14 protein-coding genes are annotated in these 16138 nt (G+C 48.5%); 2 read left to right on the top strand and 12 right to left on the bottom strand.

Annotation, left to right across the window (positions count from 1 at the left end):
- From rhaD to ACYIA1_RS21645, 4 genes are read right to left on the bottom strand one after another with little or no spacing between them, the layout of a single operon-like run.
- Positions 1-801 (bottom strand): rhamnulose-1-phosphate aldolase, encoded by an 801-nt coding sequence (rhaD, locus tag ACYIA1_RS21630; RefSeq protein ID WP_036651062.1) that lies wholly within the window; start codon positions 799-801, stop codon positions 1-3.
- An 11-nt stretch (positions 802-812) separates the two neighbouring features.
- A complete protein-coding gene (gene rhaT, locus ACYIA1_RS21635) occupies positions 813-1838 on the bottom strand; it encodes an L-rhamnose/proton symporter RhaT (RefSeq protein ID WP_085939812.1) in 1026 nt (341 codons plus the stop codon).
- On the bottom strand, positions 1838-3097 hold the full coding sequence (locus ACYIA1_RS21640; protein ID WP_009276030.1) for an L-rhamnose isomerase: 1260 nt from the start codon (positions 3095-3097) through the stop codon (positions 1838-1840). Before ACYIA1_RS21640 ends, rhaT begins: the two co-directional genes overlap by 1 nt.
- A gap of 38 nt (positions 3098-3135) precedes the next feature.
- On the bottom strand, positions 3136-4557 hold the full coding sequence (locus tag ACYIA1_RS21645; protein WP_057326354.1) for a rhamnulokinase: 1422 nt from the start codon (positions 4555-4557) through the stop codon (positions 3136-3138).
- Between the two features lie 94 nt (positions 4558-4651).
- Here ACYIA1_RS21645 and ACYIA1_RS21650 point away from each other — a divergent pair, with 94 nt between their 5' ends.
- Entirely contained in the window at positions 4652-5539 is an 888-nt protein-coding gene (locus tag ACYIA1_RS21650) for an AraC family transcriptional regulator (RefSeq protein WP_005856470.1), read from the top strand.
- 15 nt (positions 5540-5554) lie between these two features.
- Here the strand turns inward: ACYIA1_RS21650 and ACYIA1_RS21655 are convergent, their stop codons facing one another.
- The gene (locus ACYIA1_RS21655; RefSeq protein WP_122382954.1) at positions 5555-7426 is read right to left on the bottom strand and encodes a glycoside hydrolase family 127 protein; all 1872 of its coding nucleotides are present in this window, start codon (positions 7424-7426) and stop codon (positions 5555-5557) included.
- A gap of 196 nt (positions 7427-7622) precedes the next feature.
- Between ACYIA1_RS21655 and ACYIA1_RS21660 the strand changes: the two genes are divergently transcribed.
- Complete coding sequence (locus ACYIA1_RS21660; protein WP_057328511.1) at positions 7623-9167, top strand: sensor histidine kinase; 1545 nt, start codon at positions 7623-7625, stop codon at positions 9165-9167.
- Positions 9168-9283: 116 nt separating this feature from the next.
- Here the strand turns inward: ACYIA1_RS21660 and ACYIA1_RS21665 are convergent, their stop codons facing one another.
- The 7 genes from ACYIA1_RS21665 to ACYIA1_RS21695 form a co-directional block, all read right to left on the bottom strand.
- Positions 9284-10366, bottom strand: a complete 1083-nt coding sequence (locus ACYIA1_RS21665) for a dipeptidase (RefSeq protein ID WP_005856457.1) — start codon at positions 10364-10366, stop codon at positions 9284-9286.
- Positions 10367-10413: 47 nt separating this feature from the next.
- Complete coding sequence (locus tag ACYIA1_RS21670) at positions 10414-11517, bottom strand: D-TA family PLP-dependent enzyme (protein ID WP_008780489.1); 1104 nt, start codon at positions 11515-11517, stop codon at positions 10414-10416.
- A gap of 3 nt (positions 11518-11520) precedes the next feature.
- Complete coding sequence (locus tag ACYIA1_RS21675; RefSeq protein WP_005856453.1) at positions 11521-11994, bottom strand: RidA family protein; 474 nt, start codon at positions 11992-11994, stop codon at positions 11521-11523.
- 40 nt (positions 11995-12034) lie between these two features.
- Positions 12035-12556, bottom strand: coding sequence for a DUF4833 domain-containing protein (locus ACYIA1_RS21680; RefSeq protein WP_005856451.1), 522 nt, complete (start codon positions 12554-12556; stop codon positions 12035-12037).
- An 18-nt stretch (positions 12557-12574) separates the two neighbouring features.
- Positions 12575-13894, bottom strand: coding sequence for a gluconate:H+ symporter (locus ACYIA1_RS21685; protein ID WP_005856449.1), 1320 nt, complete (start codon positions 13892-13894; stop codon positions 12575-12577).
- Between the two features lie 63 nt (positions 13895-13957).
- Entirely contained in the window at positions 13958-15049 is a 1092-nt protein-coding gene (locus tag ACYIA1_RS21690) for an ABC transporter permease (protein ID WP_008771944.1), read from the bottom strand.
- Between the two features lie 3 nt (positions 15050-15052).
- On the bottom strand, positions 15053-16138 hold the full coding sequence (locus tag ACYIA1_RS21695; RefSeq protein ID WP_122379722.1) for an ABC transporter permease: 1086 nt from the start codon (positions 16136-16138) through the stop codon (positions 15053-15055).

Raw genomic sequence — 16138 nt, forward strand, 5'->3', positions numbered from 1 at the left:
CTAGAGTCCAAAAGCCGGAACCAAGTCATCCAATTGCTGATCCGTCATACCTTCCGGCTCGTAACCGGTCATGCGGGCACTGAAATAGATCTGGGCGGATTTACTCAACGTATCGATCGCATCGAAGCACTCGATCAGGTCCTCACCGACGGCAAGGATACCGTGCTTCTCCCAGAACACCACGTCGTGCTCCTCCAATTGGCGGATCGTAGCGTGCGCCAACGCCAAAGTGCCCGGTATCTCGTAAGGAACGATACCAACCCCTTTCGGCACGATAATCCGACATTCCGGGATCATACTCCATAACGTGCGGGTAATCTTCTCCGAATCCAAGAACGGCTTACAATGCGTCATGCCGATAATATCCGTCGGATGCGTATGCAATACCACCCGGTTATCCCGTCCCTTCGCACGCAAGAAATTGTGCATCAACAAATGGGAAGGCAACTCGGAAGTCGGTTGGATCGGTTGCTCCGCTAGGATATCATACGATTTCCCATCGGCGGCGATACGGATCAAAGAGCCGTTGGCGAAAGGATCTTTCGCCACGTAACGCATCCGTTTTCCGGTACCCGTCACATAAAAGACGTGCCCGCATAAGGCCGTCATCGCCTCTTGCAAGGGAATCGAGGAAACCAAAGCCGGCAACGCCTTCTCCTCCTCGCTCAATAAAGTAGTCAGGTTCACCGATATATTCCCGCCGTTTCGCTCAGCCCAACCCTTGGTCCACAAATAGCCGGCGACCTCGGCGATACGATCTATTTCCGCCATCAGGCGTTCATTGTTTCTTAGTATTATCATGTCTATTTTAATTAAACTATATTCGGATATAATAAGGAAAGGATCAAGATACACATGCCGGTAATCAATACCACGATCGTCCGGCGATCCACGCCCTTCCATTCTTTTAATAAGATGCCCCAGACATTACTGAAAATAACATTCAACGACATCAGGATACTCCACGAGAAAGCCAGCATAACCGGGGAATCCGAGAAATAGCTCTTTCCCATCCCCAGTCCGAAGAACTGCGAGTACCAAAGCACGCCTGCCAAAGCGCAAAATAAGACATTATTCAGCAATGTACCTCCCGATACCGAGAAATAATCCTTGCCCGTCCCGTTTTTCACGTTCTGGAAAATACAATACACAGCGTTCGTACAAAAGCCGCCCAAAGTAACCAACAGTATCACGGGATTCAAGGCGAACAGATCGCTAGCTCCCGCCTCTCTCGCTTTCGCCAGCACCTCGTTTCCCGATTCCAAACCCAAATTGAAGCAGGCGCTCATCACACCGGCAAGCAAGGCTACCGCCAAGCCCTTAGTCAAGGCAAAATCCTTCACCGCCGCTTTCTTCTCCTCCTCACTCATATTCCGGGCCCGCAGGCTTCCGGCGTAACCGATCACGGCGATACCTGCCAAGGTAATGCAAACACCGGTCAACAGGATCAATCCGGTTCCCTCAAACAGATTCGTTCCACCGAACAAAGCCGGGAAGAGCGTACCGAAACCGGCGCATGTACCCAAGGCGATGCTCTGTCCCAAAGCTACGCCCAGATAACGCATACTCAACCCGAAAGTCAACCCGCCGACGCCCCAGAGCATGCCATAGATAACCGCTCCCAAGCTACCCGGCGAACGCCATAGCTCCAGTAAGGTACTCCCTTCCGGTACCGCCAACATCGCTCCGAGATAAGGGAAAACCAACCAAGCGAAGATACCTTGCACCAACCAGAAGCTTTCCCAACTCCAATCCCGGATCTTATTGATCGGCACGTACGAGCTACTCTGCCCGAAACTGCCGATCGCGATGATCAACAACCCGATCCCGATCTCTATCATTGCCGTCTTGAGGTAACGTCGGACTCATATTTCTCGATCTCAGCGATATAAGATTCTCCTACGGGGACCCCACTTTGTAGACAATACATATCCCAAACCGCCCCCCAAGGCAGACTCTTCGCTTCCTCCTGCAAGGCAAGACGCTGGAAATACTTACCCTCATCCTCGTACTGGCGAAGCAAGGCGATCGGCTCCAGCAAAGCGAGCATAAAGGCTTTTTGCGTGGCACGGCTACCAATGACATAAGCACCGATACGATTGATGGTAGCGTCGAAATAATCCAAACCGATATGTACCCGGTCCAAGGCGTCGCAACGCACGATCTCACGGGCTAAATCCTGCACATCGTCATTCAAGATCACGACATGATCGCTATCCCAACGGATCGGACGACTTACGTGCAACATGATCTCGGGCGTAAACAGCAATAACGAGGAAACCTTGTCGGCGATACTTTCCGTCAAATGGAAATGGCCGGTGTCCAAGGTAACGATCTTGTTCTTTTTCGCCCCGTAACCCAAATAGAAATCATAGGAACCTACCGTATAACTTTCCAGACCGATACCGAAGAGTTTCGCCTCGATACAATCTTTCATCCATTTATATTCGGTAGCGAATATCTCATCCAGCGATTCCTCCAAGATACGGCGATAACGTAAGCGGCTGGCCGGTACTTCCTTGCTCCCGTCATGTATCCAAAGGTTCATCATACAAGGATCGTTCTGGGCTTTACCCATCTCATCGCTGATCCAGCGACAACGCTTCGTATGCTCGATCCAGAAGTTACGGATATCATCGCTGGGGTTCGCCAAGGTCAAATCTCCGCTTTTAGGGTGCGAGAAAGAGGTACTGTTGAAGTCTAGCTTGAAATCATTCTCTTTCGCCCATTGTATCCAGCTCTCGAAATGACGGGGTTCTACCTCGTCACGGTCTACTTTCTCCCCTTGGAAATCCCCATAGATCTCATGCAGACTAAGCCGATGATTACCGGGGATATAGGATTTCGCCTTCAATACATCCCGACGCAACTCGTCGATAGTACGGGCACGTCCCGGATAATTGCCGGTCACTTGTATACCACCGGTCAAGGAGCCGCCTTGGTTCTCGAAACCGCTTACGTCATCGGCCTGCCAGCAATGCAGGGATAGGGATATTTTCTTCATATCCTCTAAAGCTTTACGAACGTCTACACCTACGGCCGCATAACGTTCTGCCGCTACTTCAAATGCCTGTTGAATTAAACTGTCTTTTGTCATGGTATGATGTTTTTAAATTTATATGATTTGAATGTGTATCATCTTTCCGGATAAAATTCCTTGGGAGGGAATGCGGTGGCTATCAGTCTTCGCATCTCCCAACAATCCGTCAGTAATCCTGCCGACTTAGCCTGTATCAAGCAATTTCCAATGGCTGTCGCCTCAGACGGGCCAGCCAATACGGGAAGACCGACAGCATTGGCTGTCAACTGATTCAGCAGATCGTTCCGAGAGCCACCACCTATCACATGCAATCGTTCGATCGGATGTGGCGACATCGGTTTGAGTATTTCCAGCACCTCTTTATAACGATTCGCCAAGCTATAAAATATACAATGTACATAATCGGCGTCCGAAGCGGGAACAGCCTGTCCGGTTTCCTCACAATAGGCCGTGATCTCACGTAGCATATTCTCTGGATTGGCGAAACGGGGATCATCCGGATTGATCAAAGAAGTAAATTCGCTCAACTCCGCCATCCGAACCATATCATCGTACGAATAATCCAATCCGGACCGCTTCCATTGCTCCCGGCAACGTTCCAAGATCCACATACCTGTAATATTCTTCAAAAAGCGGGTCGTACCCTCGATACCCCCCTCATTCGTGAAATTATTCTTGAAAGAGACCTCGTTGATGATCGGCTTCTCCACCTCGATACCCATCAAGCTCCAAGTACCGCTACTCAAGTAAGCGAAATTAGGAGAAGAAGCAGGAACAGCGGCTACCGCCGACGCCGTATCGTGACCAGCCACGGCGATTACCGGGATTTCCCCGATTCCTGTCTTACGGGCGATCGACTCGCTCAACCGCCCGATCAACGTCCCCGGCATCACCACCGGACACATCAAAGTAGGAGATACACCCACGGCCTCCAAGAGCTTGTAATCGAATTTATGGGTTTCCGGATTCAATAATTGAGACGTGGAAGCGATCGTATATTCACATACCATACGCTCCGTCAACATATAAGCCAAAAGGTCCGGTATGAATAATATCTTTTCCGCCACTTCCTGCGGTATAAACGAGTCTTGCCCCGCCCTGAAAAGCTGGAACAAGCTATTAAACGGCATCACTTGAATACCTGTCCGCTTATAGACCTCTTCCTTGGGAATCCGTTTGAAAAAGTCCTCGGGAGCGCCGTCCGTATAAGGATCTCGGTAAGCACGAGGTAAGCCCAATAAAGAGCCATCCAAAGCCACATACCCAAAATCCACCCCCCATGTATCTATTCCGATCGAGTGCAACCGGATTCTTTGCCGGGCGCATATCGTCAAGCTTTCTATAAGAGAAGTATAAAGATGATAGATATCCCAATAAAACCGTCCGTGTAATTCCACCATCGGATTCGGGAACCGATGGATCTCTTTCATTTCAAATTTGGCATCCTTTAAGGTTCCGAGCACGGCCCGTCCACTGGTAGCCCCTATATCAAAGGCTAGAAAATTATATTCCTTCATGGCTTAACAAAGTTATTTGTTTGACGAAAGCAAAAGTAGAAGCATTATTGCTATATTTGCTTACGAAAATGATTTTAAACCTTTCAAATCTGACATGAACGAACTGCGGAATGATTTACTACGTTACTTGACGATCAGCGCTACGGATGAGGAATGGGGAATCGTCGTCACGACGGTCGGATATCAATTCATCCCGCCGGGTTGCGCCTATCCGCTTTCCCGGCATCCGGAGAAGTATAATTTCAAGCCTCAGACCGGGCGCATCCTGAATGAGTATCAATTGGTATATATAACGAAAGGTAGCGGGTACTTTTCCTCCCAGTCTTGTAAATCGCAAAAGATAAACGCAGGGACGATGATCCTCCTTTTCCCCGGGGAATGGCATAGTTATTATCCGGACCGGGAAACGGGATGGGATGAGTATTGGGTAGGTTTCCGGGGCATTCATATCGATAAACGTGTGGAGAAGAAATTCTTTACCAAGGAAGAGCCGCTACACCGGATCGGGCTGAGCGCTACGATCGTCGGACTTTATGAGGATATACTGAAGTTCGCCTCGGAGGAGAAATCCGGTTACCAACAGATGATCTCCAGTATCGTGCTTCATATATTAGGCTCCGTATATTATAAGGAAAAGAACAACTCCTTCACGAACACCTATGTCGTAGATAAAATCAACGAGGCACGTATATTAATGAAGGAGAACATCGAGGACCCATTAAGTCCGGAAGAGATCGCTGCCCGTCTTGGTTTAGGTTATTCATGGTTTCGCCGGATGTTTAAGGAATACACCGGCGTCTCCCCCGCCCAATATCAATTACAACAGAAGCTCCTTCGTGCGAAAGAGCTTCTGACTAGTACCCCTTTGACGATCTCCGAGATCGCCTATAGCCTACATTTCGAGAATGCCGGCCAATTCTCCACATTCTTCAAGAAGAAAGAAGGGGTTACACCCTCGGAGTTCAGGGATCGGACGCATTGAGCTGGAGTGAACCGCTCAATAAGGTTTATAAGGCGTACGCATGACATTCCATGTTTTTGGTAGCCACACTCTATAACGTTCTGCCTGATTCCACGTATTACCAGCTGATGCGAAATCGCACAGATGAATCGGGCGAGCCTTGCCGTTTCCTTCCAAATCCGTTCCTAAAACCATAGGAACGGTAAAAGCCATCCAAGCGAAATCGGGGGCTTGTACCGGAGTTAATTCCACATAACCATCCTTGCTGACGATCACGGAAGCCTCATCCACATCTCCATCCTTAAAGCGGCTATCTCTAGCCAGCACCAAAGGGCCTCTTACGATCGCTTGAGCCTCGTTCAGCTCCACCAAGCGAGCCCGCATATCCAACTCCACCGTAATTTCATCCCCTTTCTCCCAAGTCCTATGAATCGGTAGGTATGCTCCAGCCAACAGATCCGTTAAAGGCTCACCATTGACAGACACCACAGTTCGCTCACTCCACGCCGGGATACGCAAGGCGATCGTAAAATCACTCGTCTTCTCCGGTTCCACCACAATCCGGATTTGCCCATCTATCGGGTAGTCCGTCTCCTGCGTCATCGACACCCTCGTCTTTTTATCCAACTCTACCTCCACGCTCGAAGCCGCATATAGGTTGACATCGATACGTCTGCCGTTTACCTGATAAGCGAACCGCGGAATCATCGCGAAAGCACGAGGTCCATTCGCATTGCAACAATTGATATGCATACCGCATTGCTCCTCTCCTTCATGCCGCCAGCCCTCCAACGGACTGTATTTCGCTATTTGAGAGGCATCCGCTTTCAGCGAGGCTAGTAAAGCGTTATACATAGCCTTCTCGATCTGGTCCGCATATAAGGAATTTCCGGTTAGTCCGAGCATCCTGTCACAAATCTGCATCCACGTGAACGTCACACAAGTCTCCATCGTATGATAAGTAGGATAGGTCTGTAACGCCTTGCCTCCATACCAGCACTCGAACGCACTACCAGAACCGGCCACATTGATTTCCTCATTGATTATATGATTCATCGTTTTCTCCACCACAGATAAATATAATGGATTCTTAGTGACCTTGTAAAGTTCCAACAAGCCCTCATAACAAGACATCATCTCATATGCTTTTTGTCCATTCTCCGGAGAGAACCAAACCTTTGGATGTGGGAAACGTCCGGCGACAGGAATATCCGCAATCGCCTTACTAATCAATCGAGGGCCTTCCGGAGTCTCCCATTGCTTTACGATGTACTTGGCAAAATCCAGATATTTATCTTGCCGGGTACGATTATACAGATACATCACCGGCTCAAGTACCGAAGAGCTTGGCATTCCTATATAATTACCGGTCGTCACGATATTCACTTTTCCGGGTCCCACCTGCGTCATCAAATGGTCGATCACCCGGCAGGCGGCATCCAAAGCTTTTCGATCCCCGGATAAGTCATAATAAGCGATCAAACCTAAAGCCGTGTATTTTCGCCCCCATATATCCCACTGGTTCAACTGTGCTTCCTCGGAATAGTTACCGATATATCCATTCGGCAATTGGGTTTCCATCAACAATTCCGCTCCATTCTTAATAATCTTGTACAACTCAGGATCTTTATCATAACGGTATGAGGCGATCGCCCCTTGTATCCATTTTCCCCAAAATTCCGATTGCCAGCGCGAGGTCTCTTCCTTATGCCGGAAAGGTTCCACCAAATGATCCACATCTTGAGCTTTCACTCGATACTCGATACAAGCGTCGATCCGTTGCCCCAAATAACCGGATATCCTCAAGTGACGTACAGGATCAGTGTTTCTTACTTGCGCATTCATACAACAAACACAAAAACAAAAGAATAGACACGACATGCCTTTTGTTAATACGGATATACTCATAAACACAATTCTTAAGGTTAATAAATGTGATAAAGATAGCACATTCCACTTGTTCGGAACTTTCAGAATTGACAAAATAAATATGAATATTGACACACAAATCGTATCTTAAAATAAAATATCTATTATTTTTCCCCTGATATATTTTGTATGAATCCCAGTAAATACATATTTTTACTTCAAAAAAATTTAAGTTATGAGGGTCATTTATCTTTTACTATCTTTTATGCTTTGTTTCTACCCTGTCACACAGGCGCAAAACACGACGAATCAATTTATGACACAGGCACAAAGCAGCCTGGAAAAAAAAGACTACACCAAAGCTCGTTATCTTTTTTTACAAGCTTACAAGAGCTTATCCCAAAAAGGTGATTACAAACAGGCGATCGATGCCGGTACGCAGGCGGCTTATCTATATTATCGCGAGAATTATTACCAAGAGGCATTCGATCTTTGCCGCCAGATGAACCAATTCATCTTAACCGAGGAACAGAAGTTGCAGAAATCGCTCTATGAGCAACGCTTCCAAGTAACGAAAGAGCGGTTGGAAATGTATATTAAGCTAAAGAACGCCGCCCAAGCGCAAGTTCAACTCAATACATTAGATAATCTGGCCAGCCAAGCGGGCGATGAGAAGTTATCGAACAATTTATTATATACCCAAGCAGGTTATTATTATACGTTCGGGCAAAACGAGCAGGGGGATGCTGCTTTCCAGAAACTGATCAACCAGTATAAGGAGAAAAAAGAATACGAGAAGGTGAACGATTGCTACCGGAACCTGATCTCTATCGCTCGTAAGGCAAACAACGCCCCACTGATGGAACGTACCTACGACAAATACATCGTATGGACGGATTCCGTAAAAGCTCTTACGGCAGAGGATAAACTAGGGGCATTACAGCAAAAATACGATCAGAGCCTACAGACAATACAGGAGAAAGACGATAAATTGTCTGTTAAGCAATATATGATTGTCGGACTTATCACATTCGTGGTAATCCTGATAGCCGCCTTGCTTTTCTTGGGATTCCTTCTATTACGCTTTATTGTGCTGAACAAGAAATTAAAGAAAATCATCCAGACGACAAACGAGCATAGCGAACAACAAGCCCAATTCATCCAAAACATATCGGTTCAGATGGAGCCTACCTTGAACAAGCTTAGCGCATCCGCCAAAGAATTACAGGCGGTAGCTCCGAAGCAGGCCGAGGATGTATGGACACGGGTAGAGGCTTTGAAACAGTTTACGGTTCATATCCAAGAGCTTTCCTCCTTGGAGAATACGTTGATGGAACCGTATGAGGTTAGTTCTTTTAATGTAGGAAACTTCAGTAAGAAAATCGTGGAAAAGGTTAAAGGGGATATTCAACCGGAGGTCAATCTCGTAACAGACGTGCCCCAATTGGAGATTAAGACGAACGCCGAGCATCTGGAGCAAGTCTTATTACATTTGTTAAAGAATGCCGCATTATATACTTCCAGCGGTAACATCCGTCTGGAATTTAAACGGAAAGGCGCTCATGTTTGCCAATTTATCATTACCGATAATGGTATAGGCATACCGGATGATCTAAAAGAGAACTTATTCAAGCCATTCAATGAGGCGAAGGATCTAGCGCAAGGCGATGGTTTGGGATTACCCATCTGCGCACTGATGGCTAGTAAATTAAACGGAACCCTATCTATCGATAAGGAATATAAGAAGGGATGCCGGTTCGTCTTGGTATTGCAGATATAAAATAGACTCACCTTGTTTGTCTTTTTACCGCGATGCGGATGCAGTGACGCTGCAATCCGGGTTGCAGTAACACTGCATCCGCATCGCGGTATCACTGCAACCCGGATTGCAGTAGCTTATTCCGGCAAATGCTTCCGTAAGAACTCAATCCAGTTACCAGAGGCGATACGGTTGATAGCATCGTCCGTAAAGCCACGGTATTGAAGGATCGGGAATATCTTTTGGAGATCGGCGATCGTTACTAGGTCATACGGGCATTGCTCCGTACCGAAAGCACCATCCAGATCACTGCCGATAGCCACATGGTTCGCGTTTCCGGCCAATTGGCAGACATGATCGATATTGTTCGCCATAATCTCCATACCACAGTTCATGCCTCTTGGAGTAGACTCGCCTCGCACCCAGTTCGGTACCATCATCCAAGCGTCTAGGGCGATACCGATCACGGCGCCACGCTCTATCAATGCCTTGATCATCTCGTCGCTAAACTGGCGGTTGTGATCTACGAAGGCCCGACAGTTGTTATGGCTCGCCCAAATCGGTCCCTTATACAAATCCAACGCATCCCAGAAAGCCTCATCACATAAATGGGTCACGTCAAGAATCATACCCAAGCGATCCATGGTACGCAACAACTCTTTCCCCATGGCATTCAGATGACCGGTAGAATCCGTACCGTTGGCATATCTTCCGGGGCCGTAATGTGCCGGGCCAACCGCCCTCAAGCCATAAGCATACGCCCTTTCCACATGATTCACCGTGATGAACGAGTCGGCGCCCTCGATACTTAATACATAACCGATCGGCTTCTTGTCGGCGGGTTCACCGTCTTTCCAAAGAGCCAGATGCGCTTCCAAGGCCTTCTTATCCCGGATCATGACCATCTGGCCCTCCTCTTCCATCGCCTTATACCAAGCGAGTTGGCCTTGGGTCTGCGCCCAAGCTTGTTCCGGGGAATGCCAACCGGGAAGTGGATTATCCGGCCCTACATAGCGACCGATCTGGGTGGCGACTACTAACCCGACGTTTCCTTTACGCAGTTCCTCAAACGATATAGTGGCGTTTCCACGGTCGGGCTTATCGGTCATACCGATTTCTCTCCGATTGATTTCTTTTAGGGGTTCACGCAAATCCCGGTTCCACTCCAAAGCGTTCATGCTAAGGTCGAGATGGGCGTCGATAATAAATGGCTTATTCATTTTATTAATTGAGAGTTGATAATTGATAATTGAAAATTTGATTACCGTTAATAGGTGATGCGGCGTGAACGGGCAATGATAGGCCATTCGCCGATCGCCTCACGATCCCGGATCACATAAGCCTTGTCGTATAAAGCGACCGTAGGACAAATATGAACGGGAATGCCATAGAATACGGAACCTAATGGATAGAGCCGACTGTCCGGGACTTCCAAGACCAGATGCTCCTCGCTCTGGGAGATAGGTTTCGCCTCCGGATGGTTCAAGAAAAACACACGGGGCAAAGGACTTTCCGAGGCTACCGCCTTGTAACCAAGATCTACGCAAACATGATGCTCATCCAGCACGGAAATGACCCGAGTTATCAATAAGGCAGCTACCTTGAACGGCATATCCGGATAAGCGTTTCCATACCCCCAATCCCAGAACACAAACGTGCCGGGACTGCATTCGCAATCCTTCCGCTTCGCGTACATCGGGAATGTAGGAGTACCTCCCATCACCTTTACCAATGGATAGGCAAACTTGCGGGATATCTCCCGGAACACACGTTCGGTCAAGGCGTACGCTGCATCCGCACCTTGGCAACGTACCGATAGCTCCGCGTCATGTATATGTCCGTCGTAGCCATGCAACCCGATAATCTGCAGAGACTTCAGCGGCAGGATGGCATCCACCAGTGCCTCCGCTCTCTCCGGGAGGACTCCGGTACGATTCATTCCCACGTTCAGATCGATAAAGACATCCAAGGTGATATTCCCGGCCTCGCAAAGAGCCGAGATCGCACGGGCATTCTCCGCTTGATCTACCAAGCAGGAGTAATGGGTGGCGGGATATGCCTTTATCAAATCTAATAAGCGGGAAATCTTCGGGCCTACCGGCTGATAGGCTAATAATACATCGGGGGCATTCATATGCCCCAGCATCTCGGCCTCGGCAATCGTAGCGCACTTGAACTTCCGGATTCCGGCATCCAGCAGCATGCGGGATACCTCAGCCGCCTTATTCGTCTTCACGTGCGGACGAAGCCGGTTCGTATCGCCTATGATCCTCTTGGCCAACTCGATATTGCCGGAAATACGATCCGGATAGAACGCCAAGGCTGGCGAGTCTATCCGGTCTACATTACTTATGACGTACCAATCGTCCATGGCTTATTCGTATAATTCGAACAAAGCCTCTATCTCTACAGGAATATTATCGGGAAGAGAACCGAATCCTACGGCGCTACGGGTACCTACACCGTTATCCGGCCCCCATACGGCGGCGAACAACTCGCTACAGCCATTGATCACATAAGGATGCTTTCCGAAATCGGGCGTACAATTTACCATACCCAATACCTTGATCACTCTCTTTATCTTGTTGAAGCTACCAAGGTTCGCCTGGATGGTCGCCAACATGGTAAGTCCTACTTGCTGGGCGGCGAGTTTGCCTTCATCCATCGTCAAGTCCTTACCGATACGTCCGATGATCAAGGATTTATCATTCCGCACAGGCCCGTGACCGGAAAGATACAGGTATTTGCCATCTATCACACAAGGCTTGTAAACTCCGGCCGGAGCCGGTGCGGGAGGTAAGGTCAACCCTAATTTCTCAAAATTCTCATCTGCGTTAATCATGCTCATAATTTCTTTCATTTATATGTTAGTAAAAAAATATATTGATCTATTTCCTGACTCTTTCCGTTACCGGTTGATTCGTGGCGACAGAGATTCCTTGTAGCTCTACATACTCGACGCTTAAAGGATTCTTAGAGCTGGCTTTAACGTAGAGGGACTGGAGAATCGCCTGTTGGTTGTTGATCGTTATGTAGCATACATAGCGGGAATCACGTTTGGTAATCGTCAACTGGCGGGAGGGATAAGCGGTCAATGAGCATACACAAGCATTATCACTCGCCGAGATCAGTTTATACCCATAAGCCATTTTCCGTTGGATATAGCTCAAGCCATTGGTTTCCCCCGGATGCTTTTCCCGATTGACCCAATAAACGTTCAAGGGATCATGTGTATCCAGCTTACCATCCCTCAGATTCACATCGTAACAAACCAAGTTCTTATTCACGCTTCGTGCTATATGAAAAAGCCTCCCGACCGTTGGATAAGTACCTTCCTCCGGGTCCGCCGCAAACGAGGCGACGAAAGGGAAAAGCATAATAACGATACTAAGCAGCCATCTCTTTCTCATTGCTCAATCATTCTTTTGTTATACAATCATATTTAAGATCATTACCCCGATCAATCCTACGACCGACACGATCGTCTCCATGATAGACCATGAGCAGATCGTATCCTTTATGCTTAGGTTAAAATATTCCTTGAACATCCAGAAGCCGGAATCGTTGACATGCGAGAACATCAAGCTACCCGCTCCTAAAGATAAAACCATCAAGTTCGGGTTCGCACCCGTTTGCGTAACTAAAGGCATCACCACGCCCGCCGCCGTCAACGCCGCCACCGTAGCCGATCCCACGCACAAACGGATCACGGCAGAGATCAACCAACCCAAGATCAACGGATGAACGGGCAATTGCTCTAGGCTTGTCGCCAGCTCATTGCTTACCCCGCTATCCTCCATGATCTGCTTGAAGATACCGGAACCCGCGATGATCAAAAGGATCATAGAGATATCTTTCACGGCCTCCCCATAGACTGCCATAACCGACTTGATACTACGTCCCTGCCGGATGCCCAGCGTATATGTAGCGAACAACAAGGCGATCAGCATTACAATGGAAGGAGCACCAATAAAAGAGACTATCCCGCTCGCCATCTCGCCCATATCCTTAAAGCAATAAGGAATAACCGTCACGATAATCAGTAAAAAGACAGGCAACGTAGCGCTGATAAAACTATTCGCCTTGCCCGGCATGCTATATCTCCCGCTATCCTCTTTCTGCTCGAACAACGTGACCGGACCGGATTTTATATGTTTCAACCGACTGCCGAACACCGGCCCGGCGATAATGATAGCCGGAATCGCCAAACATAAACCGTAGATCAGCGTAAGGCCGATATTCGCGTTGAATTGTACCACCAAGGCTACCGGAGACGGATGCGGGGGCAGGAATCCATGCGTCACGGACAACGCCGCCAACATCGGCAACCCGATATAGACCGCCGGAAGCTTGTATTTATACACGATCGAGAAGATCAATGGCACCAACAACACAAATCCGATCCCATAAAATAACGGAATACCCACGACAAAGCCTGTCACCATCAGCCCCCATTGTATATGCTTAGTACCAAAAAGCGACACCATCACGGAAGCGATCTTCTGTGCCGCTCCGCTCTCGGCCACCAACTTGCCTAGCATAGCGCCTAATACGATAATCAACGTCAACCCACCCAAGATACTCCCGATACCGTTATTCACCGAGTCCGGCAGCTTCTCCAACGGAATGCCCAAAGCGATGCCCGCCAAGATAGAGGAGATCAGAAACGCGATGAAAGCATCCACCTTAAAGTAGGATATCAAGACAATCAATAAGGCCAAACAAAGTACGACAATGATAAATGACATGTTTTTTCGCTGTATTAGTTTATAATCCGTAAACGGGATACAAAGAAAACATTTATTTCCGAACTACCCCTTTTTACGATAACTAATTACCGCTAACAGATTAAAAAAAACAGCAAATAGACAGACAATCACAAAATGTCCCCGTAAATCGGCAAAGCCGCTCCCCTTTAAATAGACCATACGCATCACCTCCACGAAATAACGCACCGGGTTCGCCAGCGTGATCTTCTGCGCCCATTCCGGCATACTGCTGATCGGCGTGAACAATCCGCTTAGCAAGGCGAAAATGATCAAGAAGAAAAACGCCGTAAGCATCGCTTGTTGCTGTGTGGACGAGAAGGAGGAGATCGCCAAGCCAAATCCCGTAAAAGCGATCAAATATACGGCGGCAAACAAATAGATCACCCCGAAACTCCCCTCCGGCACCAAGCCGTAGATCAGCCAAGCGATGAGGATCGCCACCGTCAGCAGGACAAAGCCTATCACCCAGAAAGGGATCAGCTTCGACAGCAGGAACAGGGACTTGGGTACGGGCGAGACGTTTATCTGCTCGATCGTCCCTTTCTCCTTCTCGCTCACGATATTCAAGGCGGAGATCGATCCCCCGATAATCGTCAGCAAGAATACCATGATGCCGGGAACCATATAGATCTTGTAGCTCAAGTGGGGATTAAACAGGTTAATCGAAGCCACTCCCCTGCCCGATCCCATAGAGGCGAAACCTTTCTCCCTATTGAAATCCTGTATAATCGAGGAGAGGTAGGAGCTACCCAAGCCGCCCTTGGTTCCGTTCACGGCGTTAGCGGCGATCATCACGTCCGCCCTGCCCTCCTTACCCAAGTCCCGCTCGAAATCAGAGGGGATTTCCAGAATGATATCGGACTCATTGCTCTCCACCGAGGTCAGCGCCTCGTCGTAGCGATCCGACCGGTCTGTCAGGCGGAAATATCCGGAGGATAGTACCTTATCTACCAATTGCATGGAGGTGACGGAATGATCGTTGTCCACGATGCTAAGGTTAATATTTCGCATCTCGAAATTAGCGGCGAAAGGCAAGATGATCAACTGCATGATCGGGATGATGAAGATAATCTTCGGCATGAACCGGTCCCGACGGATCTGCTTGAACTCTTTCTCTAACAAATATCGTAACATAGCTTATAATCGTATTTTAAAACGTTTCACACTCAAGAATACCAGCACGACCGCCATGAACGACAGTATCCCGATCTCCTTCAAGATCGACACGGCGGGAAGCCCCTTGATCATCACGTCCTTCACGGCGATGATATACCATTTGGCCGGAACGATATGGGAGAACCATTGCAGGATATCCGGCATATTCTCTATCGGGAACATCATGCCGCTCAACAACATGATCGGAAGCATCAAGGCGATACCGCTGATCAACATAGCCGCCTGCTGGGTATCGGCTACCGTGGAGATCAGCAGGCCCAGACAGAGGGATACGATCGCGTACAGGATGGACACGGAAACCAGCAACAGCAGGCTGCCTTTTATCGGAACGTCCAGCAGGAAATAGGATAGCAGCAAGATCGTAGCGATATTCACCATACTCAGCAATAGGTATGGGATCGCCTTGGCCAGAATGATGTAGATGGGTTTCAACGGGGAGACCAGCAGGACTTCCATCGTTCCCATCTCCTTCTCTTTCACGATGCCGATCGAGGTCATCATGGCGCATATAAGGATAAGGATCAAGCCCATCACGCCGGGAACGAAGTTGTAGGCGCCTTTCATTTGAGGGTTGTAGAGCAAAGAGGTAACCGGGGTCACGGCTTTACCCTCAACCGCCGACTCGCCTTTCAACTGTTCCGCGATGATCGCCGAGCAATAGGCGATTAGCTGCGTGGCCTCGTTCGGATCGGTAGCGTCCGCCAAGACTTGTACTTGGGCATCGGCCGTGGAAGCGTACCCGGGGGGGAAGACAACTATGACGTGTACCTTTCCTTGCCGAAACAAGGCCCCGGCATCCTCATAGCTATCGACGGTCGTATACAGCTCGAAGTACTCGCTGGCATTCAAGCGGTCTGCCATCTTCAGTGTCAGCTCATCCCGGCTTTGGTCGAAAATAGCGATCGGCACACGCTTGATCTCGGTCGTGATGGCATATCCGAACAAGATGATCAGGATGACGGGCATGAGCAAGAGGATCATTGTCGTGCGTGCGTCCCTGAAAATGTGATAGAACTCCTTTCTAACAAAGGATATGAATTGTTTCAT

The organism is Parabacteroides sp. KHUB-02 (assembly GCF_056640955.1).

Excerpts from the sequence above, each read along its gene's own strand:
- ACYIA1_RS21670 (WP_008780489.1), bottom strand. The coding sequence starts at position 11,517 with ATGGACGATTGGTACGTCATAAGTAATGTAGACCGGATAGACTCGCCA.
- ACYIA1_RS21640 (WP_009276030.1), bottom strand. The coding sequence starts at position 3,097 with ATGACAAAAGACAGTTTAATTCAACAGGCATTTGAAGTAGCGGCAGAA.
- ACYIA1_RS21655 (WP_122382954.1), bottom strand. The coding sequence starts at position 7,426 with ATGAGTATATCCGTATTAACAAAAGGCATGTCGTGTCTATTCTTTTGT.
- ACYIA1_RS21660 (WP_057328511.1), top strand. The coding sequence starts at position 7,623 with ATGAGGGTCATTTATCTTTTACTATCTTTTATGCTTTGTTTCTACCCT.
- ACYIA1_RS21690 (WP_008771944.1), bottom strand. The coding sequence starts at position 15,049 with ATGTTACGATATTTGTTAGAGAAAGAGTTCAAGCAGATCCGTCGGGAC.
- ACYIA1_RS21650 (WP_005856470.1), top strand. The coding sequence starts at position 4,652 with ATGAACGAACTGCGGAATGATTTACTACGTTACTTGACGATCAGCGCT.
- ACYIA1_RS21680 (WP_005856451.1), bottom strand. The coding sequence starts at position 12,556 with ATGAGAAAGAGATGGCTGCTTAGTATCGTTATTATGCTTTTCCCTTTC.
- ACYIA1_RS21675 (WP_005856453.1), bottom strand. The coding sequence starts at position 11,994 with ATGAGCATGATTAACGCAGATGAGAATTTTGAGAAATTAGGGTTGACC.
- ACYIA1_RS21665 (WP_005856457.1), bottom strand. The coding sequence starts at position 10,366 with ATGAATAAGCCATTTATTATCGACGCCCATCTCGACCTTAGCATGAAC.
- rhaD (WP_036651062.1), bottom strand. The coding sequence starts at position 801 with ATGATAATACTAAGAAACAATGAACGCCTGATGGCGGAAATAGATCGT.
- ACYIA1_RS21685 (WP_005856449.1), bottom strand. The coding sequence starts at position 13,894 with ATGTCATTTATCATTGTCGTACTTTGTTTGGCCTTATTGATTGTCTTG.
- ACYIA1_RS21695 (WP_122379722.1), bottom strand. The coding sequence starts at position 16,138 with ATGAAACAATTCATATCCTTTGTTAGAAAGGAGTTCTATCACATTTTC.
- ACYIA1_RS21645 (WP_057326354.1), bottom strand. The coding sequence starts at position 4,557 with ATGAAGGAATATAATTTTCTAGCCTTTGATATAGGGGCTACCAGTGGA.